Here is a 24,699-nt window from a genome sequence, read left to right on the forward strand (position 1 = left end):
CCACGCCCACGCCCACGCCATGAACACGTCCAACGTCGCCCCGCCGGGCAAGGTTGTCGCGAAGCCGTCCATCGGCTTCTTCGAACGCTACCTGACCGTATGGGTGGCGCTGTGCATCGTCGCGGGCATTGCCTTCGGCCAGGTGCTGCCCGACCTGTTCCAGCGGATCGGGCGGATGGCGTACGCGCAGGTCAATCTGCCGGTCGGGCTGCTGATCTGGGTGATGATCGTGCCGATGCTGGTGAAGGTCGACTTCGGCGCGCTGCACGAGGTGCGTCGGCATGTGAGAGGCATCGGCGTCACGCTCGTCGTGAACTGGCTCGTCAAGCCGTTCTCGATGGCGTTTCTCGGCTGGCTGTTCATCCGCCATCTGTTCGCGCCGATGCTGCCGGCCGACCAGCTTGACAGCTACATCGCGGGCCTGATCCTGCTGGCCGCGGCGCCGTGCACGGCGATGGTGTTCGTCTGGAGCCGGCTGACGGGCGGCGATCCGCTGTTCACGCTGTCGCAGGTCGCGCTGAACGACAGCATCATGGTGATCGCGTTCGCGCCGCTGGTCGGCCTGCTGCTGGGGATGTCGGCCATCACGGTGCCGTGGGCGACGCTGCTCACGTCGGTCGTGCTCTACATCGTGATTCCGGTGATCTTCGCGCAGCTGTGGCGCAAGATGCTGCTCGCGAAGGGGCAGGCGGCGGTCGACGCCGCCATGGCGAAGACCGGCCCGTGGTCGATCGCCGCGCTGCTGGCGACGCTCGTGCTGCTGTTCGCGTTTCAGGGCGAAGCGATCCTGCGGCAGCCGCTCGTGATCGCGCTGCTCGCGGTGCCGATCCTGCTTCAGGTGTTCTTCAATTCGGCGCTCGCGTACTGGCTCAATCGCGCGGTGGGCGAGAAGCACAGCGTGGCCTGCCCGTCGGCGCTGATCGGCGCATCCAACTTTTTCGAGCTGGCGGTCGCGGCCGCGATCAGCCTGTTCGGTTTTCATTCCGGCGCGGCGCTGGCTACCGTCGTCGGCGTGCTGATCGAGGTGCCGACGATGCTGCTGGTCGTGCGTATCGTCAACCGGTCGAAGGGCTGGTACGAGTGCCGGGCACGAGATCACGAGAGAACCGCCCCATGACCGACTCCCTCAAAGACCTGCCGCAACTCGACGCCACGCTGTTTCACGTGCCGGACGTCGCGCACCTGCGGCCCGCGGCGCCATCGACCCATTCGCCGAGGTTCCTGCTTCTGTACGGCTCGCTGCGTGAGCGTTCGTTCAGCCGTCTGCTGACCGAGGAAGCCGCGCGGTTGCTCACGGCGATGGGCGCCGAGGTGCGCACGTTCAATCCGAGCGGATTGCCGCTGCCGGACGATGCGCCGGAGAGCCACCCGAAAGTGGTCGAGCTGCGCGAGCACGTGATGTGGTCCGAAGGCATGGTGCGGTGCTCGCCGGAACGGCACGGCGCGATGACCGGCATCATGAAAGCGCAGATCGACTGGATTCCGCTGTCTGTCGGCGCCGTGCGGCCGACGCAGGGCAAGACGCTCGCGGTGATGCAGGTGAGCGGCGGCTCGCAGTCGTTCAACGCGGTGAACCAGATGCGCGTGCTCGGGCGCTGGATGCGCATGCTGACCATCCCGAACCAGTCGTCGGTGGCCAAGGCGTTCACGGAATTCGACGAAGCGGGGCGGATGAAGCCGTCCGCGTATTTCGACCGCGTGGTGGACGTGATGGAGGAACTGGTGAAGTTCACGCTGCTCACGCGCGACGTCGGCCCCTATCTGGTCGACCGGTACAGCGAGCGCAAGGAAAGCGCGGAGGAACTGTCGAAGCGCGTCAATCAGCGCGGCATCTGAAGCCGCGGACGCGGCAAATCGCGGCGGCGCCCTTCGGTGCATGAACACGTACGTGTGCGCGACTCGCATTGTCGCGGCTGCAGAATCAGACTCGACTGATTTCCTTCCCGGTTCATATTCCCGACAATTCAGGTTCTGCGGCCCGGCACACCCCCGTGTGCCGGATCATGGAGATATCTCCTCTTCGCGGCAGGTCTTCCCGACCGGCCGCTTTTTTATTCCCGTTCGTTACCGGAGAGCACGATCGCGATGCAGTTCGACCGCCTGATCCCTGAAATCCTGTTCGGCTTCACGGGCCTGATCGGCATCATCAATCCATTCGGCATGGCATTCGTGTTTCTCGAGCGCACGCAATCGCTGACCGAAGCCGAGCGCGCGATTCTGTCGAAACGGCTCGCGACGAACGTCTTCGCCACGCTGCTCGTGATTTTCTTCGCCGGCGCGCCGGTGCTGAATTTCTTCGGAATATCGATGGAGGCGCTGCGGATCGGTGGCGGCTTCGCGGTGGCCGTGGCCGGCTGGTCGATGCTGAACGCGCCGGACGTACCGGCCGGCGGCGACGCCGCCGCGCACGGCGACGACCTGCACAAGCTGATGTCGCGCGCGTTCTTTCCGCTGACCGTGCCGCTGACGATCGGCCCGGGCTCGATCGCGGCCGGCATCGCACTGCACGCGAACCGCGCGCATACGGCGAGCGACTATCTGTTGTCGGGGGGCGTATCGGCGGCGGTCGCGGCGCTCGTCGCGTTCGCGATCTGGCAGATCTACAGCCGCGCGACGACGCTCGCGCGCTATCTCGGCAGCGAAGGGACGAAGGTCGCGATGCGCGTCTCCGCATTCCTGCTGCTGTGCGTGGGCGTGCAGATCATGCTGACGGGAGTGGCCGCGTTCGTGCAGACGCTGGGCGGGTAGGCGCGATGAAGGGGCGTCGTCGTGGCCGGCTTTCGAGGCCGGCGGCAATGTCGGCTACGTGTCGTTTCGATGCGCATCCGCGCGCCCGCGCGGTGCCGCATCGGTTTCCCCATGCGACGGGAGCGTGGCGCCGCAATGCGGGCAACAGGATATGTCGCCCTTGCCGGCCCGCTTGTGCTCCAGCGCCGACGCGACCAGCTCCGCGCCCATGATCCCGGTCGGGAACGCGATGATCCCGTAGCCGAGCAGGATCGCGCACGACGTGATCAACCGGCCGAGCGGCGTGACGGGCGTCAGGTCGCCGTAACCGGTCGTGCTCATCGTCACGGCCGCCCAGTAGACGCCCACCGGAATGCTCGTGATTCCGTGCTCCGGCCCTTCCACGAGAAAGATCACGGTGCCGAGAATCACGACGAGCACGAACATCCCGCCGATGAACACGAAGATCTTGCGCCGCGCACGCGTGAGCGCGCGGATCAACATCTGCCCTTCCTCGAGATAGATCGACAGCCCGAGGATGCGGAACACGCGCAGCAGCCGCAGCAGCCGCACGTCGATCAGCGCGTGCAGGCCGGGGAAGAAGAACGCGAGATAGGTCGGCAGCACCGACACGAGATCGACGATGCCGAAGAAGCTGCGCGCATATGCGGCCGGCTTCTTCGCGGTGCAGAGGCGCAGCAGGTACTCGGCGGAAAACAGCAGCGTGAACGCCCATTCGGCCGCGTAGAGCGCGTGGCCGTATTGCTGGTGCAACTCTTGCACGCTGTCGGCCATCACGACGAGCACGCTCGCGACGATCAGCGCGAGCACGGCGATGTCGAGCTTGCGCAGGAACGAACGGCGGCGCGCGACGTGCGCGACCGCATCGCGCGCCGTATCGAAGGCGGACTGGATCAGCGAAATCATGGGCCCGAGTGTACGGGCCGTGTATCGCCCGGCCTATCGGACAGGTCTGATTCCTGCGTTGCGGGCTACTGCCCGAAGCGTTGCGTAACGGTGTCCTTCAACCGCGCGGCGGTCAGTTCGCCCATGTGCGATTCCACGAGTTGGCCTTTCGCGTCGAAGAACAACGTGGTCGGCAGCCCGCGCGAGCCATACGCATGCATTGCGTGCAGCGAAGGGTCGAGCAGCACGTGATCGAAGCGCAGGTGCTGCTGTTCGAGGAACGCGCGCACCGCTTGCGCGCTTTCCCCCTGGTTGAGCATCAGTACCGTGATGCCCGGATGGTCGCGCTGCGCCTGTTCGAGGATCGGCATCTCGCGGCGGCACGGCGCGCACCACGTCGCCCACAGGTTCACGACGACTGGCTTGCCGACGAAGCCCGCCGGCAACACGGGCGTCGAATCGAGCGCCTGGAGCGGCATCGCGGCAAGCGGCGGCGCGCCGCGCTGCAACGTCGCGAGCGTGCCTTGCGCGATACCCCACGCACCGAGGCCCGCGACGATGCCGGCGAGCACCGGCCGACGCAGCGCGGGCAGGCGGCGCAGGCGCCAACCGGCGAACACCAGCGCGGCCGCGATACCGATGCGCGCGTCGAAGCCGCCGTCGCCGAGCGCGACGATCGCGCGCGGCGTCGCCGCATAGTCCGGCCACCATTGCGCGACGTAACCGACCCGAGCGGCGATCAGCCCGAGCAGCAGCACGTCGAGGATCAGGCTCGACGCGCTCTTGTGATGCCCGTCCGGCGGACGGCGCTGGATGAAGCGCGCGACGAGCCACGCCAGCAGCGCGGCGACGGCTACCGCGACGACGCGGATCGAGAAGGGACCGATGCTCAGCATGAGGCAGGAAGAATGATGGGCGTGATCGAGCGGGGCTGAAAGGCGGATGGCCGCCGCGGCGATCGAGCCGTCGGCGGTCGTGCGGCGTTTCGACCGGTTGCCGCGGATGGGGTTCCTTTCCGGAACGTAACGGCGTGTTGCGGAAAGCGACAGGCGCCAGGCGGGGTAGCCCGGGATTGCATGCCGTTCCCGTCGGCGTGCAGCGAATCAGACGGGGCCGATGGTCAGCAGCGTGCCGTTCATCAACAATATGCATGCCGGTCTGGTGTGGTGTCCGCCGGTATCCCGCACAGGGATCTCTCCTTGACGGCCGCTCCGCTCGCGAGCGGCCGCTTTTTTTAGCGTCGTGCGTGCACGCGTGAATGCCTTGTGGCGGTCGGTGGGCGCGGCCGCACTCCGGTGTATATCGGCTGTTTCAACGGAATAGGAACGCTGCCAGATGCGAGCACAGGGCATTCACGCGTTCGCGACATGACGCCCGTCGCGGCTGCCCCGGCGCATCCGCGGGCGTCGGTCGATCGCTTGCTCACTTGCCGTCGCCGCCGGCATGCGTGCCGTAAAGCGCGGCGACGAAGTCGACAAACGCACGCACCTTCGGCGGCACGTGCCGGGATTTCGGGTACAGCGCGTAGTAGCGGCGCTTCGCCAGCGTATGGCCGGGCAGGATCGGGACGAGCCGCCCGTGCGCGATGTCGTTGCTTACCGTGTGGTGCGTGAAGGCGCCGATGCCGAGGCCGCCGAGCGCGGCCGCATGCAACGCGGTGATCGCATCGATGCGCAGCGGGCCGTCGAGCCGCACCGTGACCGGTGCGCCGCTCGGCGGTGCGACGCGCCAACTGATCCGGTCGTCGCCGCCGCTGTAGGCGAGCAGATCGTGTTTCGCCAGTTCAGCGGGCGTACGCGGCAGGCCGCGGCGCGCGACATAGTCCGGCGCCGCGACGAGAATTTCGTCGGAGATCGCCAGGGTTTTCGCGACGAGATCGGAGTCCGGCAGTTCGCCGCTGATGCGCAGCGCGACGTCGAACCCTTCGCCGATCAGATTGACGAAGCGGTCGCTGCACGACACGTCGAGGCGAATGTCGGGGTAGGCGGTGCGGAACGCGGGCAGCCATGCCGGCATTTCCAGCGTGCCGACCGACAGCGGCATGCTGACGCGCAATACGCCCGACGGCTGGCCCGGCGTATCGGTCACGCTCTCCGCCGCCGCCGCGACGCGCTCGAGAATCTCGACGCATGCGTCATAATAGCGCTCGCCGGCGGGTGTCAGCGAGAAATGGCGCGTGTTGCGGTTGACGAGCTGCACGCCCAGGCCGGCTTCGAGCAGTTTCAACTGGCGCGATACGGTCGAATGGGTCGTGTCGAGGCGATCGGCCGCGGCCGAGAATCCTTTTGCTTCGACGAGGCTCCGATAGACGCGCATCGCGAGCAGTTGATCCATGTCGGGCTCCGGTTCGCGGAAGAAACGGTGATCGGGCCGCCGCACCCGCATCGGCGGATGCGGTGCGGCGAACGATCAGCGCAGCGGCAGGGCAAGGATGTCGGCCGTCGTCTTCACGTCGCCGAACGTATCCTCGATCTCGGCGAGCGCGGCGCGGTGCAGCGTGTCCTTGTCGATCGACTGGCCGTTCGCGCGTGCGATGGCGCGCGTCGCAGAGGCGTCCGATGCTACCACGACGCCGTATCTGAGCGGCGCGGCATCCCGGGCGGCGCCGGCGACGCATGCGTGCGTCATCAGGCCCGCGATCACCAGCGTCTTGATACCGTCCCCCTTCAGGCGCTTGTCGATATCGGTGCTCGCGAACACGCTGACCGTTTCCTTCCGCACGACGGTGTCCTGCGCGCGCGGCTTCATTTCCGGAATGAACTCGACGGTCTTGCCGCCGAGTGCGAACAACGCCGAGCCTGCCGGCGCGACGTGCTGGACCTGGTAGACGCGCATGCCGTTGCGGTCCGCGAAGTCGATCAGGCGCTTCGCGTTGGCCATCGCCTGTTGGACGTCGGCGATCGGCATCCTGCCGTTCAGGTATTCGTTCTGGAAATCGATGACGACGAGCGCGGTCGTCTTCGGGTCGAGATGGTCGATCGGTTGCGCGCCGGCCATCGCGCGAATCGTCGGCGTGGCGGGCAGGCTGGATGCGGCGTCGGCGGTCTGCAGCATGGTGGCGGCGGACGCGAGGACGGCGTAGCGGGCGAGGTTGCGGATCGAGAATGCAAACATGACGGGGCTCCTGTGGAAATGTCGAGTGCGTCGAACTATAGGGACGTCGCCGCGAATACGCGCCACCGCCGGGAAAACATCACCTGTGCGGACGGCGAACGAATCGCGCGGGACTGCGGCCTGGCGATGCGTTGTGCGAACGACAGGCCCTTGGTCTGTCCGTCGGTGCGTCATGCAAGGATAAAAAACGGGCACGCATCGATCACTCGGTCCCGGCTGATTCAGGCGGGAATTTCCGTGAGGCGGGTCTTATCGAACGCAGGAGACACGTGCAAGCGAAAGGCGGCGTAAGCGCCGGACGCTGTTGCGGCTGCAAGCAGCGGCGGCATTTTTTTATAGACAGGCAGGCTTGCGGGGAAGCGGGAAGCGGGAAGCGGGAGGCGCGAAGCGGGATGCCGTCAGCGTCGGGAGCCGTTGCCCGATTCCGCCTCACCGAGCCGATACGCGGTAAAGAACGCGTACCACGGCGACCCTTGCGCGACCGGTATGCCGAGCGCCGCCGTCCGCTGTTTCAGCGCACCGAACACATCGTTGACGAACGCATTCAGCGCTTTGTCGCCGAATGGAACCGGTTGCGTCCGTCCTGCGGCGAACGCGCCGTACGCGATCGCCAGCAGGCGCGCGCGGTCGTCGGTTCCCGCGATCGTCGCGTTGATCGTGTCGACGAAGCGTGGCCGGTCTTCATCGCGCGCGGCGGACAGGCACAGGAACACGATCGCCGATAGTTCACGCCGGTCTTCCACCGTCAGCAGCGCAGGCAGCCGGGCAACGATCCGCTCCGCGGGTTCCTCGCGCAACGCATCGCCGAAGTCGAGCACGGCGGTCATCGGATTCGTGTCCGCTTTCAGGCGCTCGAGTGCCGGTTGCGACGCCGACGACACGCCGCCCTGCGTCGCGGCCGGTGTAGACCGCAACGCATCGGCCACCTGCCGCGCCCACTCCGGAAAGATCATCCGCACGTTGCCGAACTGCTCGCCGCCTTCGGCGGCCGGATTCCACCGATAGACGATCGTGCCGCCGCGAATGAACGGCGAATACAGATGCTCGGGCGTTTGCGGCGGCGGCCGCCGGTTGATCGGCAGCCACGCGAGCGTGAGCCAGTCGTAGCGGCCCGTCGCGGGCACGGCAGGGCTCGAACTCGCGACGACCTGCCACGTACCGCGATTCGCATAGCGTCGGCGCGCGTCGGGTACCGGGACGGTGCGGCCTTTCGCGGTGTCGAAATACGTGTTGCCCGTGACGTTCGCGCCGCTGTCAGCGGCCGGCGTGATGGTCGAGATGACCCACGACGCGCCGTCCGCCGAGCGGTAGTCGGACGGCTTCAGCGTCGCCACGTCGTGCACCATGCGCGTTTCCGCCGCGACGGGGCCCGGCGGGGCATTGGCGGGTGCGGCGAAGATACTCGGCATGGGCAGTCCTCGGATTCGGGTGCGCATCGCCGAGCAGGGGATGCGGTGCGGTTGTTTCTCGTAACTGTAGGACGTTGCTGCAGATATCGCGAGGAATCCCGGCGCACAGGGCCAGGCGTGACACGGATTCACATTTTGTAGCAACATACCTACATATATGGCTTCCAGGAGTCCATCGTGACCATCACCACCCTCTCGAGTCGTGAGCTCAACCAGGACGTGACCAAGGCAAAGAAGGCGACGAAGGATGGCCCCGTGTTCATCACCGACCGCGGCAGGCCAGCCCATGTGCTGCTGAGTTTCGAGGAATACCAGCGTCTCACCCGGCAGCGGCGCAACATTGCCGACTCGCTCGCTATGCCGGGTGTCGAGGACATTGAGTTCGACCCGCCGCGCGCAAACGTCAAAATCAAGGAAGTCGGCTTCTGATGATGTTCGTTCTTGATACCAATGTGGTTTCGGAACTCCGGAAAGTGCGGGCGGGCAAGGCGGACAGGAACGTGGCGGCCTGGTGTTCGACCGTCGATGCGTCGGTGCTGTTTGTCTCGGCCATCACGATCATGGAGCTGGAGACGGGTGTCTTGCAGGTCGAGCGCAGAGACACGGAACAGGGGGCGCTTCTCAGGGCATGGCTTGACGGGCACGTGCTGCCCGAGTTCGCTGGGCGCGTGTTACCGGTCGATACCGCCGTCGCCCAACGATGCGCACGGCTCCATGTGCCGGACCGGCGATCCGAGCGGGACGCGCTCATTGCTGCGACGGCGATCGTGCATGGCATGACGGTCGTGACGCGCAACGTTGCCGGTTTTGTTGAAACCGGTGTCGCGATTCTGAATCCGTGGGATTGAGCGAATAGATCAACTTGCTCCCGAGGCGAAATCGGATTCTGCCGCTGGTCGCAGTCGTCTTCGCGGGCATCGAACATCGGCGCGACCGACGCGTCGCGCCGCTGCGTCAGCGTTGCCCTTTACCCGCGCATCGGCGGATCGAGCCGCGCGAACGCCGCCTGCCGGCGATACGGGAAATGCGGATACGGCGCTTCCACCGCGCTCGCCGCATCGAGCGTCGCCATCTGCGCATCGGTCAGCGCCCAGCCGACCGCGCCGAGGTTCTGCCGCAACTGTTCCTCGTCGCGCGCGCCGACGATCACCGACGACACGGTCGGCCGCTGCAGCAGCCAGTTCAGCGCGATCTGCGGCACCGTCTTGCCGGTTTCCTCCGCGATCGCGTCGAGCGCGTCGACCACGTCGTACAGGCGCGCGTCGTCGACCGGCGGCCCGTAGCTGGCCGTTTCATGCAGGCGGCTGCGTTCGGGCAGCGGCGCGTTGCGCCGGATCTTGCCGGTGAGCCGGCCCCAGCCGAGCGGGCTCCACACCAGCGCGCCGAGGCCCTGATCGGCGCCGAGCGGCATCAGGTCCCATTCGTAGTCGCGGCCGACGAGCGAGTAGTACACCTGGTTCGCCACGTAGCGCGACCAGCCGTGCCGGTCGGCCGCCGCGAGCGACTTCATGATCTGCCAGCCGGCGAAGTTCGACACGCCGATATAACGGAGCTTGCCCGCGCGCACGAGATCGTCGAGCGTCGACATCACTTCCTCGACCGGCGTGCTCGCATCGAACGCGTGCAGTTGCAGCAGGTCGATGTAGTCGGTGTCGAGGCGGCGCAGCGCGTCGTCGACGGCGCGCACCAGCCGTGCGCGCGACGTGCCCGCGTCGTTCGGGCCGTCGCCGGTCGGCAGGCCCGTCTTGGTCGAGATCAGCGCCTGGTCGCGGCGCCCCTTGAGCGCGGCGCCGAGCACGCGTTCGGACGCGCCGTCGGAATACACGTCGGCCGTGTCGAACAGGTTGACGCCGGCTTCGAGGCAGATGTCGATCAGGCGGCGCGCTTCGTCGACGCCGGTATTGCCCCATGCGCTGAACAGCGGGCCGGTGCCGCCGAAGGTGCCGGCGCCGAAGCTCAGGGCGGGGACCTTGAGGCCGGAGCGGCCGAGCGTACGGTATTCCATGTGCATTTCCTTTCGTCGTGTGAGCGCGGCGCGGCCGCGCGTCGATCGTCACGCGATCACTGTACCGTTTGCGGCTTTTCCAGATAATCCGGAAGATGGCGAAAATATCCTTCGGATGGAGCGAACAATGCTGCTCGACAACCTCGCGCTGTTCCTGCGCATCGTGGAGAAGGGCGGGCTGGCCGCGGCCGGCCGCGAGGTCGGCCTGTCGCCGGCCACTGTGTCCGAACGGCTGACGGCGCTCGAGCGCCACTACGGCGCCGCGCTGCTCACGCGCACGACGCGCGCGATCAGCCTGACCGACGAGGGGCGCACGCTGGTGGACGGCGCGCGACGCCTGCTGGCCGAGGCCGACGAACTGGAAAGCCGTGTGCGGCTGGGCATGCAGACGCTGTCGGGGCCCGTGCGGCTCAGCGCGCCGGCCGATCTCGGCCGCGAGCGGGTCGTGCCGGTCGTCGACGCGTTCCTGGCCGAGCATCCGGGCGTGACGGTCGACCTGCATCTCGGCGACGGATATGTCGATCTCGTCGGGCTGGGGCTCGATTTCGCGATCCGCCGCGGCACGCTGGCCGACAGCTCGTTGCGCAGCCGCTCGCTCGGCCGGGCGCGGCGCGCGGTGTGCGCGTCGCCCGCGTATCTCGCCGCACATGGCACGCCACGGCATCCGGACGAACTCGCCGAACACGACTGCATCGTGATGCGCTTCGGCCAGGATCTGTATGCCGAATGGCCGTTCAGCATCGACGGCACATTGAAGCGCGTGGTGGTGCGCGGCCGGCGCGTCGCCAACGACGGCGCGCTCGTACGTGCGTGGTGCGTCGCGGGGCACGGTATCGCGCTGAAGTCGCTGGTCGATATCGAGCGGGATCTGGCGTCGGGCGCGCTCGTCGAGGTGCTGGGCGCGTTCTCGCCGGGGGGCGTGGATCTGCAGATCGTCTATCCGGGCGGCGTCGCGCAGCCGCGGCGCGTGCGGGCGTTGATCGACAGGCTCGCGCAGGCGCTGGCGTAGCGGCACGTTGCTTGCGCCGCGTACGAGCGGCGAGCGGTTGCGGCGGCGTGCATCGGCGCTGGCGCCCGATGCCGGCGCGTGGCGAGCCACACCACGCGCCAAAAGTGCGCCCCGGATTCATTGCCCACATTTCGTCATTTAGCTAATATTCAAAACGTCAAACGAAGCTGAACCCCATGGACGACGTCACCCGCCTCAGCGCCCTGGCCAACGAAAGCCGTCTGGCCGTGATGCGCTGGCTCAAGCAGCCGCGCAAGCATTTCCCGCCGCAGCCGCACGGCGACGTCGACGCGCTCGGCGTGTGCTGCACGTACATCACCGAGAAGCTGGGCATCGCGCCGGCCACGACCACGCGCCACATGCGCATCCTCGCGGATGCCGGGCTCGTGCAGGCGACCCGCGTCGGCAAGTTCACGTACTACAAGCGGATCGACGGCGCGCTGCGGCAGCTCGGCCGCGATCTCTCGCAACTCTGACTCCGACCGAGGCAACCGACATGGACGAACTTGCACTGCTGGCCGACGCCGACCGGCGCGCGCACGCGTATCTGGCCACGACGAACGAACGGCGCGCGTTTCCCGATGCGGGGGCGCTCGCCGGCCTTGCGGCGTTCGACGAGCCGCTGCCCGATACGGGCCGCCCGGCCGACGACGTGCTGCGCCTGCTCGACGAGCGCGGCACGCCCGCGACGGTCGCATCGAATGGCCCGAACTACTTCGGCTTCGTGATCGGCGCGACGCTGCCGGCCGCGGCGGCGGCCGAGCGGCTGATGCTCGCGTGGGACCAGTGCGCGTCGTCGTACGCGAATTCGCCGGTGGCCGCGACGCTCGAGCGCCAGGCCGCGCGCTGGGTCGTCGAGGCGCTCGGGTTGCCCGAAGGCAGCGCGGTCGGTTTCGGCACGAGCGCGACGGCCTGCACGCTCGTCGCGCTGGTGGCTGCACGGCGCGCGCTGCTCGCGCGCCAGGGCTGGGATATCGACGAAGACGGGCTGATCGGCGCCCCCGAGGTGAAAGTCGTGATCTCCGCGCTCGCGCACATCACGGTGAAGAAGGCGCTGCGCGTGCTCGGCTTCGGGATGAAGCGCATCGTCGTCGCGCCGGTCGATACGCACGGCCGGATCGACCCGGCGCAGTTGCCGCCGCTCGACGACATGACGATCTTCTGCGTGCAGGCCGGCGAAGTGAACACCGGCGAATTCGATCCGTTCGCGGCGCTGATTCCGCCCGCGAAGGCGGCCGGCGCGTGGGTCCACGTGGACGGCGCGTTCGGCCTGTGGGCGCGGGCCTCGTCGAAGCGCGCATTGACGGACGGCGTCGACGGCGCGGACAGCTGGACGACCGATGGTCACAAGTGGCTCAACACGCCGTACGACGGCGCGATGGTGATTTGCCGCGACGCGGCCGCGCTCGCCACCGCGATGAACAGCGACGCCGTGTACCTGAGCGGCGCGCAGGATGCGCAGAAGAATCTGAACCTCGAATTCTCGCGGCGTGCGCGCGGCATTCCCGTGTGGGCCGCGCTGCGCTCGCTCGGCCGCGCCGGCGTGGCGACGATGGTCGAGCGGCATTGCGCGCAGGCGGCGCGCGTCGCGGACGGCTTGCGTGCGGCCGGCTACGACGTGATCAATCGCGTCGTGCTGAACCAGGTGCTCGTGCGCGCCGGCACCGACGAGGAAACGGCGGCGATTCTCGAAGCCGCGCAGGCGTCGGGCGACGTGTGGTTCGGCGCGACCGTATGGCAGGGGCGGCCGGCGTTCCGGATCAGCGTGTCGTCGTGGCGCACGGAGGATGCGCACATCGATCGGCTCGTCGCATTGCTGACGAGGTTGCGCGGCGTGCACGCGGGTTGAGCGTCACGCTTCGTCCGGCGTCATAACGGTTGCGTACGCAACTTTCTGGCGTTCGATGAAGTGCCGCGCGGCATGCGGGGCGCGCGACACATCCGCAAGCGTGAAAATGTCGGACAATAGTCATCGCGCGGGCCGCTCCGGCACCGCGCGTTCAACCGAAGCATTCACGCTTGCGAGATCCCCATGTCGACTTCCTTTCCCCGGGAACTGCTGAAGGCCGCCGATATCGCGAAGATGGAACCGACGCGCGAGGTGCATTCGCTCAATCCCAATGCCGTTCGTCTGAAGCGGCAACTCGGCGACCTGACCGGGCTGACGCAATTCGGCGTTCATCTGCTCACGCTGATGCCCGGTCACGAATCGGCCGAATATCACCGCCATCTGTACGAAGAGGAATTCGTGTACGTGCTGTCCGGCACCGGCACGGTGACGATCGGCGGGCACGCCAGCGAAATCGGGCCCGGCGATTTTTTGGGTTTTCCGCGCGGCGGCGACGCGCATACGGTGCAGAACACCGGCGAGGCGCCGCTCGAGCTGCTCGTTGGCGGGCAGCGGCTCGAACACGACGTGTGCGAATACCCGCGTATCGGCAAGCGGCTGTATATCGCCGGCCAGCTCGAGGAGTATGTCGAGCTGCCGAAGGCGCCGTGACGGCGGATTGCGCGTCATCGCCGGAGGCGGCCGTTCGGCCAATCAGGATGAATTCGCTTCTCGCGATCCCGTCGCGCTTATGATGCGGGAACGCCACTGAAAGGTTCCACGCCATGGACGCGCCGCTCCCGCCGATGTCTGCCCCGATTTCCGAAACGGCTCCTGAAACCGAAGCCGAAGCCGCCGGCGAGCCGCGCGCGTCGCGCGTGCATCGGCCGGTCGCGCTCGTGACCGGCTCGACGTCGGGGATCGGGGCGGCCGTCGCGCGGCGCCTCGCGGCCGACGGCTACGCGGTGATCCTGCATTCGCGCACCTCGGCCGACGCCGGGCGTGCGATGGCGCGCGAACTCGGCGGCGCCTATGTGCAGGCCGATCTCGCCGACGACGCCGAGCGCGTGAGATTGATCCGCGACGCACTCGCCGTGCACGGGCGGCTCGACGTGCTCGTCAACAACGCGGGCGTCAGCCGCGTGATTGCGCACGACGACCTCGCGGCGGCCACGCCCGACGTGTGGCGCGAAATGCACGAGATCAACGTGATCGCGCCGTTCCGGCTCGTCGCCGAAGCGGAGGCCGCGCTGCGCGAGGCGGCGTCGCACGGGCGTGCCGGATGCGTCGTGAACGTCAGTTCGCATGCGGGCGTGCGGCCGAAGGGCGCGTCGATTCCGTATGCGGCCGCGAAGGCCGCGCTCAATCACACGACGCGGCTGCTCGCGCGCACGCTTGCGCCGGCGATTCGCGTCAATGCGGTCGCGCCGGGGCTCGTCGATACGCCGCTGACCGCCGACTGGACGCAAGCGCAGCAGCTGTGGCGCGAGCGCGCGCCGATGCGTCGCGCGGCGACGCCGGACGATATCGCGCAGACGGTCGCGATGCTCGTCGCGTCCGATTACGTGACGGGCGAGATCGTGATGCTCGATGGCGGGTTGAACCTGACGTGACGGGGTGACGCGGAGAACCGGCGGCGGTGCGCGCATCGTGTACGCAACCGCCGGGTTCGTTCGCAGGGGGATCGATCAGCCGAGGTTCGACCGCAGCCGCGCGAGCGCCTGGTCGTGCGTGCGTTCGAACTTCAGCGGCGTGACCGCGATATACCCTTCGCCGAGCGCGACCGTTTCCGAATCCGCATCGTCATCGCGCGGCGCACGCGCGAGCTTCAGCCAGTGATAGTCGATGTCGCGCGGATCGCGTCCCGACACGATTTCGACGCCCTGCAGCGTGCCGGCGCCCTGGTTCGTCACCTTCAGGCCGCGCACGTCGTCGGCCGGCCGCGGCGGGAAATTCACGTTGAGGCACGCATCGCTGTCCCAGCCGGCGGCGACGAGCCGACGAATGACGTCCGGCGCGTGCGCGAGCGCGGTGCCCCACGGCACCGCGTTGCGATCGGTGAACGCCTGGCTCAGCGCGATGGCCGGCACGCCGACCAGCATGCTCGTCATCGCGGCGCCGACCGTGCCGGAAAACACCGTTTCGGTGCCGAGGTTCGCGCCGCGATTCACGCCCGACAGCACGACGTCCGGCCGCGCGCCCTTCATCAGGTGACTGACCGCGATCGCGACGCAGTCGCCGGGCGTGCCGCGCACCGCGAAGCGGCGCTCGCCCTTGCGATGCACGCGCAGCGGTTCGTGCAGGCTCAGCGAATGCGACGTGCCGCTCTGGTCTTCGGCGGGCGCGACGATCCACACTTCGCGGGCGAGTTGCGTGGCGACCTGTTCGAGTATTTCAAGGCCGGGAGCGTCGAATCCGTCGTCGTTGGTGAGCAGGACACGGTCGAACAGCGGGCGGGTTTCTTGCATCGGGACGATCCTCGCGAAGGGCAATGAGAGGGGAAGTGCGGCGTGGCGCAAGCCACGAGGCTGATATGACTCCCGGTGTCGACCGGGATCGGTTTCTCGAGTCATGTTGCCAGAATTTCAGCGATTCGCCTTCAGGTAATGCCGTTATGCGGTGCCTCACCGACATCCTGGCAATTCGCAACTGCCCGGCGAGCCGAGCTGTCCAAAGCGGGCCACGTAGCGTGGCGACCATGCCTCGCGGGCGCGTGGCCGGCTCCGGTATCGTGTAAAAACGGCCAGTCGTCGATAACTTCGAAAAATCCGCACGACGGGGACGTGCGGCCATATCCTGTGCACTGCCGGCGCAGTGCGCCTACCGTCCGCTGCTCGGCCGCACGCCGATTTCCGGACGAACCTGAAATTATTCTAAAATTGAGCCGCTATTGCCCGGTATGCCGAGTACGGCCTGCAACACGATGGTGGGAGCATGCTTCCCATCGCGGCGGGGAAGCGGCGCATCACCGAAAGCCTCGGCGGAAACAGGAACATGGATGAATTTTTTGTGCGCGTGATGGTAGCCGACGATCATCCCGCGTCCGCACTCGGCATGTCGCAGGCGCTGCAAGGCAACAGCACGATCGGGCTCGTGGGCACCGTTTCGAATTCGACGGACCTGGTTGCAGCGCTCGATGCGCAGCAGAGCGACGTGCTCGTGCTCGACTATGTGATGCCGGGCGGCAAGTACGGCGACGGGCTCGTGCTGCTGTCGTTCCTGCAGCGGCGCTATCCGGCGCTGCGCATCGTGACGATCACGATGATCGACAATCCGAGCGTGCTGCGCGCGATCCACAAGCGGGGCGTGAGCTGCATTCTCAGCAAGTCCGATGCGATCTCGCACCTGATTGGCGCCGTGCATGCTGCGTACGTCGGTGCGAGCTACACGTCGCCATACATCAAGCAACTCCTGCAAGACGCCAAACCCGAGCCCACCGCGCGCACATTGACCACGCGCGAAATCGAGGTGGTGCGATTGTTCGGTGCGGGCTACACGGTGGGCGAGATCGCCACGCAGCTTCATCGGAGCAAGCAGACCGTCAGTTCCCAAAAGTCGAGCGCGATGAAGAAACTCGGTATCGTGCGCGACGCGGATCTGATCCGCTACAACGGCGAGCAAAATATCGAGGGCGGGCCCGACGACGAGGCGTCGCGGACGTGACGTGCCCGCGGGCCGGCTGTGCGCCGAATCCGCCGCGGGCCAGCGCCGCTGAAATGATGTATGTGCGTGTGGGTGGTTCACGCCACGCGACAACCCTGATTCCAGGGCGCCGATGCGTGGAAGTCGGTGAACGATGCGGCATCCTCGGCCGCGTGTGACGAGATCGACAGGACATGCCTGCAAAACTGAAAAGACTTCTTTCGTCCGCCACGCCGACGGGTCGCAAGTCATTCGAACCGGCTCGCGTGAGGCGACAGCAGCAGTTCCTGCTGTATGCAAGCGGCGCCGCGATCTCGGTGTTCATTCTGGTGTGTGCGGCACTCGTCGTGCTGCTCGACGTGAAGGAATCCCTCGAGCGCGCCCGCGTTGACTTCACCGAGCGCAAGGCGGAGTTCTTTGCCGAGCTGGAGGTGATGAAGGCGCTGCAGAATCGCTATGTCGACAACATGGAGCAGCGTTGGGCGCACGGCCCCGTCATTCCGCCGGGCTCGCCCGGGCTGTTCGACGGCAAGCGCGGTAAACAAACCCTGGTCGGCCGGATCGGGCCGGTGGCGGTCGCGGCCTTCGTCGATGTCCCGTCAGCCGATCCGGCGAATACGCGCCTGCCCTATCTCGAAAGCTTTCTCGGACAGGTGGAGCCGACTGGCGTGCTGCCGCCGCAACCGGTCGTTTCGGTATTCGCGTCCTATCTGATCGATTCTAACGGCGATTTTCTCGTCGCGATGGGGTATCCGGTGGTCAAGCGAGCGCTCTCGTGGCCAGCCGGTTTCGACGTGCGGGCACTCATTCGGCAACTGCGGCCGCTGAACGACGGCGCGCCCGCCCTGGCGGCTTCCGCCGTGAACACGATTGCGCTGGACCGGCGATTCGATCCGGTGCTCGGGCGCGCCGTGTTGCGGCTGGTGCAACCGGTGCGCGGCGCGAACGGCCAGCCGGTCGCCTGGTTCATCACCAACAGCCGGCCGCAGATGGACGAGATCGTGCGTCCGTCGAGCATCGGCGCGGACTACGCGCTCGTCGACGTCGGCGGAAATCTGCTGGTCGGCCGTCAACCCCATGATGTAGCGGCCGCCCGGGCGCTCGCCGACGCGCGCCGCACGCAAACGGTCGTTCGTCGTGTCGGCACGCACTTCGTCATCGGCAGCCAGATACGGGAATCGGATGCGGTGCTGATGGCGACGCTCTCGTGGCGCAGCATTCTGTACGACATTGCCGCCGCCCTCGGCGTGACGCTCGGGGCCGCCGTGTTCGCCATCGGGCTGCTGTGGGGCGCCATCGTGTCTTTCGACCGGCGCGCGCTGCGTCCGGCGAATCGCCGTGCAATTCGCCTGATCGAAAGCGAGGCGCTCAACCGTACGCTGATCCGGACCGCGCCGGCCGGGCTCGTGCTGTTGTCGTTTGCCGATGGCGAAGCGATCATGCGCAACGAAGCGATGATCGCGTACGAGCGGGAAGTGGCGGGCGAGCCGCTCGGCAAACTGTTGTGGCGCGCGTACCGGGACGGCGCCCCGGCCGGCAACGCGCGCAAGCATGTGACGCGGGAGCTGGCCGTCGAGCGCGCGGGGGCCGGCATCGTCTATTTCGACGCGCACATCGCGCGCACCAAGTACCGCGGCATCGACGTGCTGCTGTGCACGCTGCTCGACATCACGGTGCGCAAGCAGGCGGAGGAGAAGCTGCGCGAGGCGCGCGAAGCCGCCGAACTCGCGAACAAGGCGAAGTCGACGTTCCTTGCGACGATGAGCCACGAGATCCGCACGCCGCTCAACGCGATCATCGGCAACCTGGAGTTGATGGGGCACGCGCAGATGGCGCCGCCGCTGCGGCGCCGGGTCGGTACGATCGTGTCGTCGTCGGATGCGCTGCTGCGCGTGATCAACGACGTGCTCGACCTGTCGAAGGCGGAATCGAACCAGATGACGCTGGAAGTCATGCCGTTCGACACCCGCCGTCTGCTGCTCGACATCGCGGCGTTTTTCCGTCCGCTCGCCGATGCAAAGGGACTGGCGCTCGAGTGCGCCGTGTCGGCGGAGTTGGCCGATGGCTATATCGGCGACCCGACGCGCCTGCGGCAACTCGTGTCGAACCTCGTCAGCAACGCGATCAAGTTCACCGAACGCGGCAGTGTGACGCTCTCGGCAGGGCCGGCGCACATCGGCGCCGACAGGCACGGCCTCGAAATACGCGTCGCGGACACCGGCATCGGCATACCGGCCGACCGCATGCCGGCTTTGTTCGACGTCTACATCCAGGCCGATGCATCGACCTATCGCCGCTTTGGTGGCACCGGCCTGGGGCTGCCGTTATGCCGCCATATCGCTACGCTGATGCACGGCGAACTGGCCGTCGACAGCCGCGTCGACGAAGGCACGACGTTCACTGCGACACTGCCGCTGCCGGCCGCGCCGGCCGGATGGCGTGCGGATACGCTCGAGCAGGACGTGGCGGCCGACGCCAAGCCGGAACCGGATGGCCAAGGCCACGCGCCGTTGCGGGTGCTCGTTGCCGAGGACCATTCCGCGAGCCGCGCGTTGCTGCGCGACCAGCTCGATGCGCTGGGGTACGACGCGACGATCGTCAGCAACGGCGTGGAGGCGATGCGGGCGTTCTTCGAGCATCCGTTCGATGTCGTGTTGACCGATCTGGGCATGCCGGAGCTCGACGGCTACGCGCTGACGAATTTCCTGCGAGAACAGGGTGCACGAGTGCCCGTGATCGCGATGACCGCGCATGCGACGGAGGAAGACTACCGACGCTGCGCACGGGTGGGTGCCGCGGAAGTCGTACTCAAGCCGCTGTCGATGTCGGCGCTCGACGCCGCGCTGAGGCGCCATGCGGCTTCTGGCTCGCGCGCCGAGGCGCATGCGGATCGCGGCAAGCAGCCGGCGATGACCGACGAGATCCGGCTGAAACTGTGCGAGGCGACACTGCGCTCGCTCGCGGCAATCGACGCGGCGCTGGCGAGCGGCGATATCGGCACGCTGAAGACCGAATTGCACTCGCTGCGAGGCGGTTTCGCGCTGGCCGGCGACACGCGGACACGGGACGCATGCGCCCGCGCGGAGCGTATCGCGATGGATGAAGGCGTGGAAGGGCTCGCGCCGGCATGGCCGGCCTGTCGCGCGACGATCGCGGCCGCGCTGGAGCGGTTGTCCGGCGCAGAAACGCGAGCGCCGCGCGCGTCGAACTGACCGATGGCGGCGTACGGCCGGTTGTCGCGCGCCAACCTGTTGCGACGGCCCGATCCCGCCGGCCGGCGCGCTGCCGGGATCGCATCCGGTGAATGCGGCGCTGCCGCGTGCAGCGGGTAAATCGCTTCGGGGCGTTCGCCCGCCCGACGGCAGGGTCCGCGTAGTCGGGCGTTTCTTCACCCGTCGATGCGACGACGCGCTGCATGCTCCATGCAGCTCTCCCGCATGGCATCCAGACGCCTCACGCCGTACGCGGCGCATTCGTGAATTCGCGCGGACGCGCTTGCCCCGGCGCGTCGCAGCTTGTCTCTCGGTTACCCCACTTCCGGTACGACGAGCCGTTTCGCTGCAAGCTCTCCATCCCCTGCCGCGGCCAGCTTCTTGCCGCTCGACGCCGAGCGTGGCAATCACGCGCGTGCGATTGATGCGTGACACGAGTCTTTATTACCGTGTTTGGGGGTAATGTTAAATCGGCTTAACAATCATCGATCTAAAGCGATGGATTTCTATTTTTAGTACTCGTACTAGGAGGTGTGCCGGACAGCTTAGAAGTCGTCCTATTTATATCCAATGACGATGTTTCTAGAATGGCACCAGTGGAATTAATTATTCCACGCTTCGAATTGAGATTGAATAATCAGTCGCAATTCGATTTCCGAAATTAATTTTTTAAATAGAGATCATTCGATGAAACTCAACAAAATCGTTCTGGCACTGGGTATGAGCGCCGCACTGTTCGGAATGGCGCAAACGGCACAGGCTGAGCCCGTTTCGAAGAAGATCACGCTAACGGCGCAGATCAACGACGCCATCTTCGTGTCGAAGCCGGACGGCTCGACCTGGTACGGCACGGAAGAACTGAATGCCACGGACTACACGCAGAAGGCGTTCACGAAGACGCTGCCGGTCCGCGTCTGGTCGAAGAACCCCGACTTCAACGTGTCGCTTGCGCAACCGCTGAAGATGTCGAGCGGCAAGTACGAGATGAAGAACCCGCAAGTGACGTTCTCGAGCAACGGCGGCGACGCTGCAGTCCAGTTCGGCTCGGTCCAGAAGGTCACGCAAGTGGTGGCGGGCAACGGCGGCTTCGACGAAATCCACAACCTGACGATCAACGTCGACGCGCCGGACATGATCGGTACGAACAGCACCAACGGCAGCTACAGCGGCGATCTCGTGATGGTGTTCGAGCCGGTCGCAGCAGCGGCTCCGTAATCGCTCCACCTAGAGCCCCGATGCGATCGGGGCTCTCTCCCCGCCGAGTTCCCATGGCCGTTCATCCCAATCCTCCATAGAAGAAATCAGCGTGATCGCCTATCAAGCTCCTTTTCGATTCAACCAGCTGTGGCTGGGTGCGTTTCTTTTTGTTTCGTCGCACTCATTCGCAGAACTAAAGGTCACGTATGGAGTGCCTGAGGGGTTCAGCGCGGTCGAAATGGACGATAGCGCGAACTATGTTGCTACCTTCAACGGGCGCACGCTGCCGGGGTTCATCAGTTATTCGAAAACCGACACATCGCTGCAGTTCGATGCGGCCAAGTATGCGGCAAACGGCATTTCGCCCGACGACGTCGACACCATCCGAAACGTCGTCTCGAAGCTCGACTACAAGCGCTGCAGCAAGGGGTGCGACGTTGAGATCGACGGGTACTACGTCACGGTCGACAAGCTGAAGCGATCGATCTCGATCCGTGATTCGCGCGAGGACTATATCGCGCCGGAAACGGGGTTCGGGCTGATCAATAACCAGGCGATCGACTTGCGGGCCGCATCCGACGGTTACCGCGCCGTCAACGTGAGCGGCAACACGTTCGTCGGGCTTCCGTCGCAGAGCTTCGGCTACATGAGCTGGTACGCGAACCGTACCGAAACACGAAATTTCAGCGGCAGCCAGCAAGGGCTTTCGTCGTACTACCTGCAGAAGAACTTTTCCCAAACGTACGTTCGGGCAGGTAAGCAGAACAATATCGACTACGCGGCCGGAACGGTCAGCACGCTGCTGACGCCGAGCTTCGACCAGTTCGTGACCGTCGGCAGTCAGACCCATCTGCGGGTCGACAACAACACCGGCTCGCTGATCCTCTATTCGGCGGCCGAAGGCAACTACGAGTTTTACCGGAATGGCCGGCTGATCCTGAAGCGGCCGGCCGTGCTCGGCCGCAACGAAATCAGCTTTGCCGATTTGCCGGGCGGCTACTACTCGGTCGAGGTCCGGCTCGTTGACCGCAACGGTAACGTGGTCAACCGGGAAACCCGCGAGGTCAACAACCTCAATTTCGGCGCGAGCAGCGGCAACGCATGGCACGCGACGGCCGGCAAGGAGATGGGCACCGGCGACTATCTGCTCGAAGCCGCGATGAGCCGGAACTTCAAGCAGTTCTACCTCAACGGGTCGATCCTGGTCGGCCAGGGCGGCAAATGGGCGGCCGAAGTCAACGTCACGCGGCCGACGCAACTTGGCGGGGTCGACATCACGCCCACGCTGGGCCTGTTGAGCGGCGAACGCAGCGCGGGCGGCTACGTCAACCTGTCGGTGGCGAGCGACGCGCTCGGCAGCCTGATGGTCAGCCGCTATCAGAACACTGACGTGTCGCGCTTCTACTCCGGTCAGCCGAGCACGGGCGTGTCCTACAGCCGCCTCTTCCGCGGCGTGACGTTCGGCTACAACTATCAGCGCTCGACGTTCAGCGAGTCGCATCAGGCCGAGGCGCGCTGGAACTACCGGCCGAACGGTCTGTGGGGCACGTTCGCGCTAGGTGTCCAGAAGGGCGGTTACCAGGGCAGCGGCGGCTATGGGGTGTATTTCAACATGACCATGACACTGGACAAGGTGCAGGGCAGCTTCAGCGCCGCGCATGCACGCGGGCAGACTCAGCTCAGCGGCGACGTTCGCAAGGATTTCCAGGACAGTTTCGGCACGACGTCCGTCGGTCTGTCGGCGAACCGGATCGGCAACGACTACGGCGTGAACGTTTACGGCACGCGCTCCGGCACGCGCGGCGACGCGTCGCTGAACCTCGGTCAAGGCAGCGGGGGCAGCAACGTGGACTTCAACTATCGCGGCATGGTCGCGGCCAGCAAGCATGGCATGGCATTCGGGCGCTACAGCTCGAGCGGCAGCGCGATGTTGTTGAAGACGCCGAACATCCCGGGCATGAAGTACGGCTTCAACGTCGAGGGCAGCCCGGTTGCCGGCAACGGCACGTATGCGGTGCCGCTCAACGCATATGCCGATGTGCCGTTCGCGCGCGTGCTGAGCAACAGCGAAAAGATCGACATGAACGTCGAAGTGCCGGCAAACATCGTCCGGGCTCACCCGGGCCAGGTTTATGCGGCGACGGCGAAGGTCGACATCAACATGGTGTACAGCGGTTTCCTGAAGGATGCGAACGGCAACCCGCTGAGTGGGAAGGTGCTTGAAACCGGTGACAAGGTGCACCCCAACGGCCTGTTCTCGATCGTCAGCAAACAGATGCTTTCGCAAATCACGCTCGACCAGAACGGACACCACTACACATGCAGCCTGAAAGACGCCAAGGGAAATGACTTCCGTTGCCAATGACGATGCATTCAACCATTTCCAGGAATTGACGACATGATCCACAACTTGCGAACCACGCTTCCGATTCTATGCGGCCTGCTGATTGCGGCGTCCCAACCGGCCAGGGCCGAAGGCGAGCTGATGGTGATGCCGGCCACGACCAAGGTCTTCAGCGCTCACGACCAGCACGTCACCGTGAAGAACCTGGGCGATGCGCCGCTCTACCTGGCGATTTCGACGCAGAAGGTGCTGAACCCGGGCAAGACGCCCGAAGAGAAAGAGGATATCGGCAACCTGCAGCATCCCGGCATGCTCGCGAGCCCCGACAAACTGACGCTCGGGCCGAACCAGACGCGCACGATCGCGCTTAAGTCGCTCGTGGAGCCGACCAGCGAGGAACTGTATCGGCTCTACATCTTGCCGGTCAGATCGCTGAAGGTCGACGATGCGCCGCAAGACAAGATTACCGCGCCGATGTCGGTCGCCGTCGGCTATGGCGTGCTGGTCCGGCATATGCCGCCGCCCCGCATGCAACGCAGCAGTTGGACGCACCGCTGCGAAAGCGGCGGCCTGACGCTCGAAAACACGGGCAACGTGCGGGTGGTCTTCACGGACGTGAAGTACGACGGGGCGCATTCCGCTCAAACCATTGCCGTCTTTCCGGGCACGCCGCAGCACTTCGCGACGAAGCGGATGTCGCTGAGCGTCGACGACAAGCCGCAGACGCTGGAGTGCTCGTAATGAACCGCGTGTCCCGCATCGCACTGGGGATGCTGGCGGCGTTGACATGTACCTGCAGCATGGCCGCCGGCGTGCTGCAGCTGTCGCGTATGGAGCTGACCCTGGAGCCGGACCAGCCGGCAGGCGCGCTTTACGTCGAAAACACCGGCGATACGCCGCTCTATCTGGATATCGAACAGCACCTGCTGACCAATCCGGGCGATACGCCGGAGCATCTGGTGCCGGTCGCGGAAGTGGAGAAGCCCACCCTGCTGGTATCGCCGGGCCGATTGACGCTGGCGCCGGCGCAGAAATATCGCATCGGGTTGAAGGTGCTGGCCGTGCCGTCTCAAACACACGTGTGGCGGGTTACGTTCCGGCCGAAAGAGCGGATCGTTGTCGATGCGTCGTCGAGCGACGGCACGCCGGCTCCGTTGTTCGTCAATGTCGGGTATGGCGTGGTGATCTACCAGCGCGCGGCGTTGCAGCATTGAATCGCGTGCGCCAGGGCGGCACGGGCTTGCGTTTTCGGCGCCGCTCAAGAGTGTAAACAATCGTGCATCGGGCGTCGGGCCGACCAACGGGG

23 protein-coding genes are annotated in these 24,699 nt (G+C 66.2%); 16 read left to right on the top strand and 7 right to left on the bottom strand.

What is annotated here, in order from left to right:
* The first annotated feature begins 19 nt into the window (after positions 1 to 19).
* From arsB to LGM42_RS10600, 3 genes are all read left to right on the top strand, one after another.
* Complete coding sequence (gene arsB / locus LGM42_RS10590) at positions 20 to 1,117, top strand: ACR3 family arsenite efflux transporter (RefSeq protein ID WP_226232183.1); 1,098 nt, start codon at positions 20 to 22, stop codon at positions 1,115 to 1,117.
* Positions 1,114 to 1,836, top strand: coding sequence for an arsenical resistance protein ArsH (gene arsH / locus LGM42_RS10595; protein ID WP_226232184.1), 723 nt, complete (start codon positions 1,114 to 1,116; stop codon positions 1,834 to 1,836). The genes arsB and arsH overlap by 4 nt, the downstream gene beginning before the upstream one ends.
* Positions 1,837 to 2,085: 249 nt before the next feature.
* The gene (locus LGM42_RS10600; RefSeq protein WP_226232185.1) at positions 2,086 to 2,748 is read left to right on the top strand and encodes a MarC family protein; all 663 of its coding nucleotides are present in this window, start codon (positions 2,086 to 2,088) and stop codon (positions 2,746 to 2,748) included.
* Between the two features lie 54 nt (positions 2,749 to 2,802).
* Here LGM42_RS10600 and LGM42_RS10605 read toward each other — a convergent pair whose 3' ends face one another.
* From LGM42_RS10605 to LGM42_RS10625, 5 genes are all read right to left on the bottom strand, one after another.
* Positions 2,803 to 3,654, bottom strand: coding sequence for an ion transporter (locus tag LGM42_RS10605; RefSeq protein WP_060314854.1), 852 nt, complete (start codon positions 3,652 to 3,654; stop codon positions 2,803 to 2,805).
* Positions 3,655 to 3,719: 65 nt separating this feature from the next.
* Positions 3,720 to 4,529, bottom strand: coding sequence for a TlpA family protein disulfide reductase (locus tag LGM42_RS10610; RefSeq protein ID WP_059576281.1), 810 nt, complete (start codon positions 4,527 to 4,529; stop codon positions 3,720 to 3,722).
* A gap of 526 nt (positions 4,530 to 5,055) precedes the next feature.
* On the bottom strand, positions 5,056 to 5,967 hold the full coding sequence (locus LGM42_RS10615; RefSeq protein ID WP_226232186.1) for a LysR family transcriptional regulator: 912 nt from the start codon (positions 5,965 to 5,967) through the stop codon (positions 5,056 to 5,058).
* A gap of 75 nt (positions 5,968 to 6,042) precedes the next feature.
* Positions 6,043 to 6,747, bottom strand: coding sequence for a cysteine hydrolase family protein (locus LGM42_RS10620; protein ID WP_226232187.1), 705 nt, complete (start codon positions 6,745 to 6,747; stop codon positions 6,043 to 6,045).
* A 398-nt stretch (positions 6,748 to 7,145) separates the two neighbouring features.
* Entirely contained in the window at positions 7,146 to 8,156 is a 1,011-nt protein-coding gene (locus LGM42_RS10625) for a hypothetical protein (protein ID WP_226232188.1), read from the bottom strand.
* Between the two features lie 177 nt (positions 8,157 to 8,333).
* On the opposite strand from LGM42_RS10625, the gene LGM42_RS10630 reads away from it, so the two are divergent.
* Both LGM42_RS10630 and LGM42_RS10635 read left to right on the top strand, forming a co-directional pair.
* The gene (locus LGM42_RS10630) at positions 8,334 to 8,585 is read left to right on the top strand and encodes a type II toxin-antitoxin system Phd/YefM family antitoxin (protein WP_059638851.1); all 252 of its coding nucleotides are present in this window, start codon (positions 8,334 to 8,336) and stop codon (positions 8,583 to 8,585) included.
* Positions 8,585 to 9,004, top strand: coding sequence for a type II toxin-antitoxin system VapC family toxin (locus LGM42_RS10635; RefSeq protein WP_196493615.1), 420 nt, complete (start codon positions 8,585 to 8,587; stop codon positions 9,002 to 9,004). Before LGM42_RS10630 ends, LGM42_RS10635 begins: the two co-directional genes overlap by 1 nt.
* A gap of 119 nt (positions 9,005 to 9,123) precedes the next feature.
* Here LGM42_RS10635 and LGM42_RS10640 read toward each other — a convergent pair whose 3' ends face one another.
* Positions 9,124 to 10,161 (bottom strand): aldo/keto reductase, encoded by a 1,038-nt coding sequence (locus LGM42_RS10640; RefSeq protein ID WP_060968033.1) that lies wholly within the window; start codon positions 10,159 to 10,161, stop codon positions 9,124 to 9,126.
* Positions 10,162 to 10,288: 127 nt separating this feature from the next.
* On the opposite strand from LGM42_RS10640, the gene LGM42_RS10645 reads away from it, so the two are divergent.
* The 5 genes from LGM42_RS10645 to LGM42_RS10665 all read left to right on the top strand — a co-directional run bounded on the left by LGM42_RS10645 (position 10,289) and on the right by LGM42_RS10665 (position 14,611).
* On the top strand, positions 10,289 to 11,170 hold the full coding sequence (locus LGM42_RS10645; RefSeq protein ID WP_060314844.1) for a LysR family transcriptional regulator: 882 nt from the start codon (positions 10,289 to 10,291) through the stop codon (positions 11,168 to 11,170).
* 176 nt (positions 11,171 to 11,346) lie between these two features.
* Positions 11,347 to 11,646: an ArsR/SmtB family transcription factor gene (locus LGM42_RS10650; RefSeq protein WP_059576266.1), complete on the top strand. Its 300-nt coding sequence runs from the start codon at positions 11,347 to 11,349 to the stop codon at positions 11,644 to 11,646.
* 20 nt (positions 11,647 to 11,666) lie between these two features.
* Positions 11,667 to 13,019 (top strand): pyridoxal phosphate-dependent decarboxylase family protein, encoded by a 1,353-nt coding sequence (locus LGM42_RS10655; RefSeq protein WP_060314841.1) that lies wholly within the window; start codon positions 11,667 to 11,669, stop codon positions 13,017 to 13,019.
* A gap of 183 nt (positions 13,020 to 13,202) precedes the next feature.
* A complete protein-coding gene (locus LGM42_RS10660; protein ID WP_059576260.1) occupies positions 13,203 to 13,670 on the top strand; it encodes a cupin domain-containing protein in 468 nt (155 codons plus the stop codon).
* Positions 13,671 to 13,783: 113 nt separating this feature from the next.
* Positions 13,784 to 14,611, top strand: coding sequence for an SDR family NAD(P)-dependent oxidoreductase (locus tag LGM42_RS10665; protein ID WP_060314838.1), 828 nt, complete (start codon positions 13,784 to 13,786; stop codon positions 14,609 to 14,611).
* Positions 14,612 to 14,686: 75 nt separating this feature from the next.
* On the opposite strand, the gene surE is transcribed toward LGM42_RS10665, so the two are convergent.
* The gene (gene surE, locus LGM42_RS10670) at positions 14,687 to 15,466 is read right to left on the bottom strand and encodes a 5'/3'-nucleotidase SurE (protein ID WP_226232189.1); all 780 of its coding nucleotides are present in this window, start codon (positions 15,464 to 15,466) and stop codon (positions 14,687 to 14,689) included.
* Positions 15,467 to 15,992: 526 nt separating this feature from the next.
* Here surE and LGM42_RS10675 point away from each other — a divergent pair.
* The 6 genes from LGM42_RS10675 to LGM42_RS10700 all read left to right on the top strand — a co-directional run bounded on the left by LGM42_RS10675 (position 15,993) and on the right by LGM42_RS10700 (position 24,607).
* The gene (locus tag LGM42_RS10675) at positions 15,993 to 16,661 is read left to right on the top strand and encodes a response regulator (protein ID WP_226232190.1); all 669 of its coding nucleotides are present in this window, start codon (positions 15,993 to 15,995) and stop codon (positions 16,659 to 16,661) included.
* Positions 16,662 to 16,834: 173 nt separating this feature from the next.
* Entirely contained in the window at positions 16,835 to 19,852 is a 3,018-nt protein-coding gene (locus LGM42_RS10680; RefSeq protein WP_226232191.1) for a hybrid sensor histidine kinase/response regulator, read from the top strand.
* Between the two features lie 687 nt (positions 19,853 to 20,539).
* On the top strand, positions 20,540 to 21,067 hold the full coding sequence (locus tag LGM42_RS10685; protein WP_060314826.1) for a CS1 type fimbrial major subunit: 528 nt from the start codon (positions 20,540 to 20,542) through the stop codon (positions 21,065 to 21,067).
* 220 nt (positions 21,068 to 21,287) lie between these two features.
* Entirely contained in the window at positions 21,288 to 23,414 is a 2,127-nt protein-coding gene (locus tag LGM42_RS10690; RefSeq protein WP_060314822.1) for a TcfC E-set like domain-containing protein, read from the top strand.
* A 33-nt stretch (positions 23,415 to 23,447) separates the two neighbouring features.
* Positions 23,448 to 24,134 carry a hypothetical protein gene (locus tag LGM42_RS10695; RefSeq protein WP_060314819.1) on the top strand — a complete coding sequence of 229 codons (687 nt, stop codon included), beginning with the start codon at positions 23,448 to 23,450 and terminating at the stop codon, positions 24,132 to 24,134.
* Positions 24,134 to 24,607: a hypothetical protein gene (locus tag LGM42_RS10700; protein WP_060314816.1), complete on the top strand. Its 474-nt coding sequence runs from the start codon at positions 24,134 to 24,136 to the stop codon at positions 24,605 to 24,607. Before LGM42_RS10695 ends, LGM42_RS10700 begins: the two co-directional genes overlap by 1 nt.
* Positions 24,608 to 24,699 lie beyond the last annotated feature (92 nt).

The sequence above is a fragment of the Burkholderia sp. AU39826 genome (genome assembly GCF_020419965.1).
GTDB classification, from domain to species: domain Bacteria; phylum Pseudomonadota; class Gammaproteobacteria; order Burkholderiales; family Burkholderiaceae; genus Burkholderia; species Burkholderia semiarida.

Excerpts from the sequence above, each read along its gene's own strand:
- LGM42_RS10665 (WP_060314838.1), top strand. The coding sequence starts at position 13,784 with ATGGACGCGCCGCTCCCGCCGATGTCTGCCCCGATTTCCGAAACGGCT.
- arsB (WP_226232183.1), top strand. The coding sequence starts at position 20 with ATGAACACGTCCAACGTCGCCCCGCCGGGCAAGGTTGTCGCGAAGCCG.
- LGM42_RS10610 (WP_059576281.1), bottom strand. The coding sequence starts at position 4,529 with ATGCTGAGCATCGGTCCCTTCTCGATCCGCGTCGTCGCGGTAGCCGTC.
- LGM42_RS10695 (WP_060314819.1), top strand. The coding sequence starts at position 23,448 with ATGATCCACAACTTGCGAACCACGCTTCCGATTCTATGCGGCCTGCTG.
- LGM42_RS10655 (WP_060314841.1), top strand. The coding sequence starts at position 11,667 with ATGGACGAACTTGCACTGCTGGCCGACGCCGACCGGCGCGCGCACGCG.
- LGM42_RS10620 (WP_226232187.1), bottom strand. The coding sequence starts at position 6,747 with ATGTTTGCATTCTCGATCCGCAACCTCGCCCGCTACGCCGTCCTCGCG.
- LGM42_RS10700 (WP_060314816.1), top strand. The coding sequence starts at position 24,134 with ATGAACCGCGTGTCCCGCATCGCACTGGGGATGCTGGCGGCGTTGACA.
- LGM42_RS10690 (WP_060314822.1), top strand. The coding sequence starts at position 21,288 with ATGGACGATAGCGCGAACTATGTTGCTACCTTCAACGGGCGCACGCTG.
- surE (WP_226232189.1), bottom strand. The coding sequence starts at position 15,466 with ATGCAAGAAACCCGCCCGCTGTTCGACCGTGTCCTGCTCACCAACGAC.
- LGM42_RS10635 (WP_196493615.1), top strand. The coding sequence starts at position 8,585 with ATGATGTTCGTTCTTGATACCAATGTGGTTTCGGAACTCCGGAAAGTG.
- LGM42_RS10600 (WP_226232185.1), top strand. The coding sequence starts at position 2,086 with ATGCAGTTCGACCGCCTGATCCCTGAAATCCTGTTCGGCTTCACGGGC.
- LGM42_RS10640 (WP_060968033.1), bottom strand. The coding sequence starts at position 10,161 with ATGGAATACCGTACGCTCGGCCGCTCCGGCCTCAAGGTCCCCGCCCTG.
- LGM42_RS10615 (WP_226232186.1), bottom strand. The coding sequence starts at position 5,967 with ATGGATCAACTGCTCGCGATGCGCGTCTATCGGAGCCTCGTCGAAGCA.
- LGM42_RS10645 (WP_060314844.1), top strand. The coding sequence starts at position 10,289 with ATGCTGCTCGACAACCTCGCGCTGTTCCTGCGCATCGTGGAGAAGGGC.
- LGM42_RS10680 (WP_226232191.1), top strand. The coding sequence starts at position 16,835 with ATGCCTGCAAAACTGAAAAGACTTCTTTCGTCCGCCACGCCGACGGGT.
- LGM42_RS10625 (WP_226232188.1), bottom strand. The coding sequence starts at position 8,156 with ATGCCGAGTATCTTCGCCGCACCCGCCAATGCCCCGCCGGGCCCCGTC.
- LGM42_RS10660 (WP_059576260.1), top strand. The coding sequence starts at position 13,203 with ATGTCGACTTCCTTTCCCCGGGAACTGCTGAAGGCCGCCGATATCGCG.
- arsH (WP_226232184.1), top strand. The coding sequence starts at position 1,114 with ATGACCGACTCCCTCAAAGACCTGCCGCAACTCGACGCCACGCTGTTT.
- LGM42_RS10685 (WP_060314826.1), top strand. The coding sequence starts at position 20,540 with ATGAAACTCAACAAAATCGTTCTGGCACTGGGTATGAGCGCCGCACTG.
- LGM42_RS10675 (WP_226232190.1), top strand. The coding sequence starts at position 15,993 with ATGGATGAATTTTTTGTGCGCGTGATGGTAGCCGACGATCATCCCGCG.
- LGM42_RS10605 (WP_060314854.1), bottom strand. The coding sequence starts at position 3,654 with ATGATTTCGCTGATCCAGTCCGCCTTCGATACGGCGCGCGATGCGGTC.
- LGM42_RS10650 (WP_059576266.1), top strand. The coding sequence starts at position 11,347 with ATGGACGACGTCACCCGCCTCAGCGCCCTGGCCAACGAAAGCCGTCTG.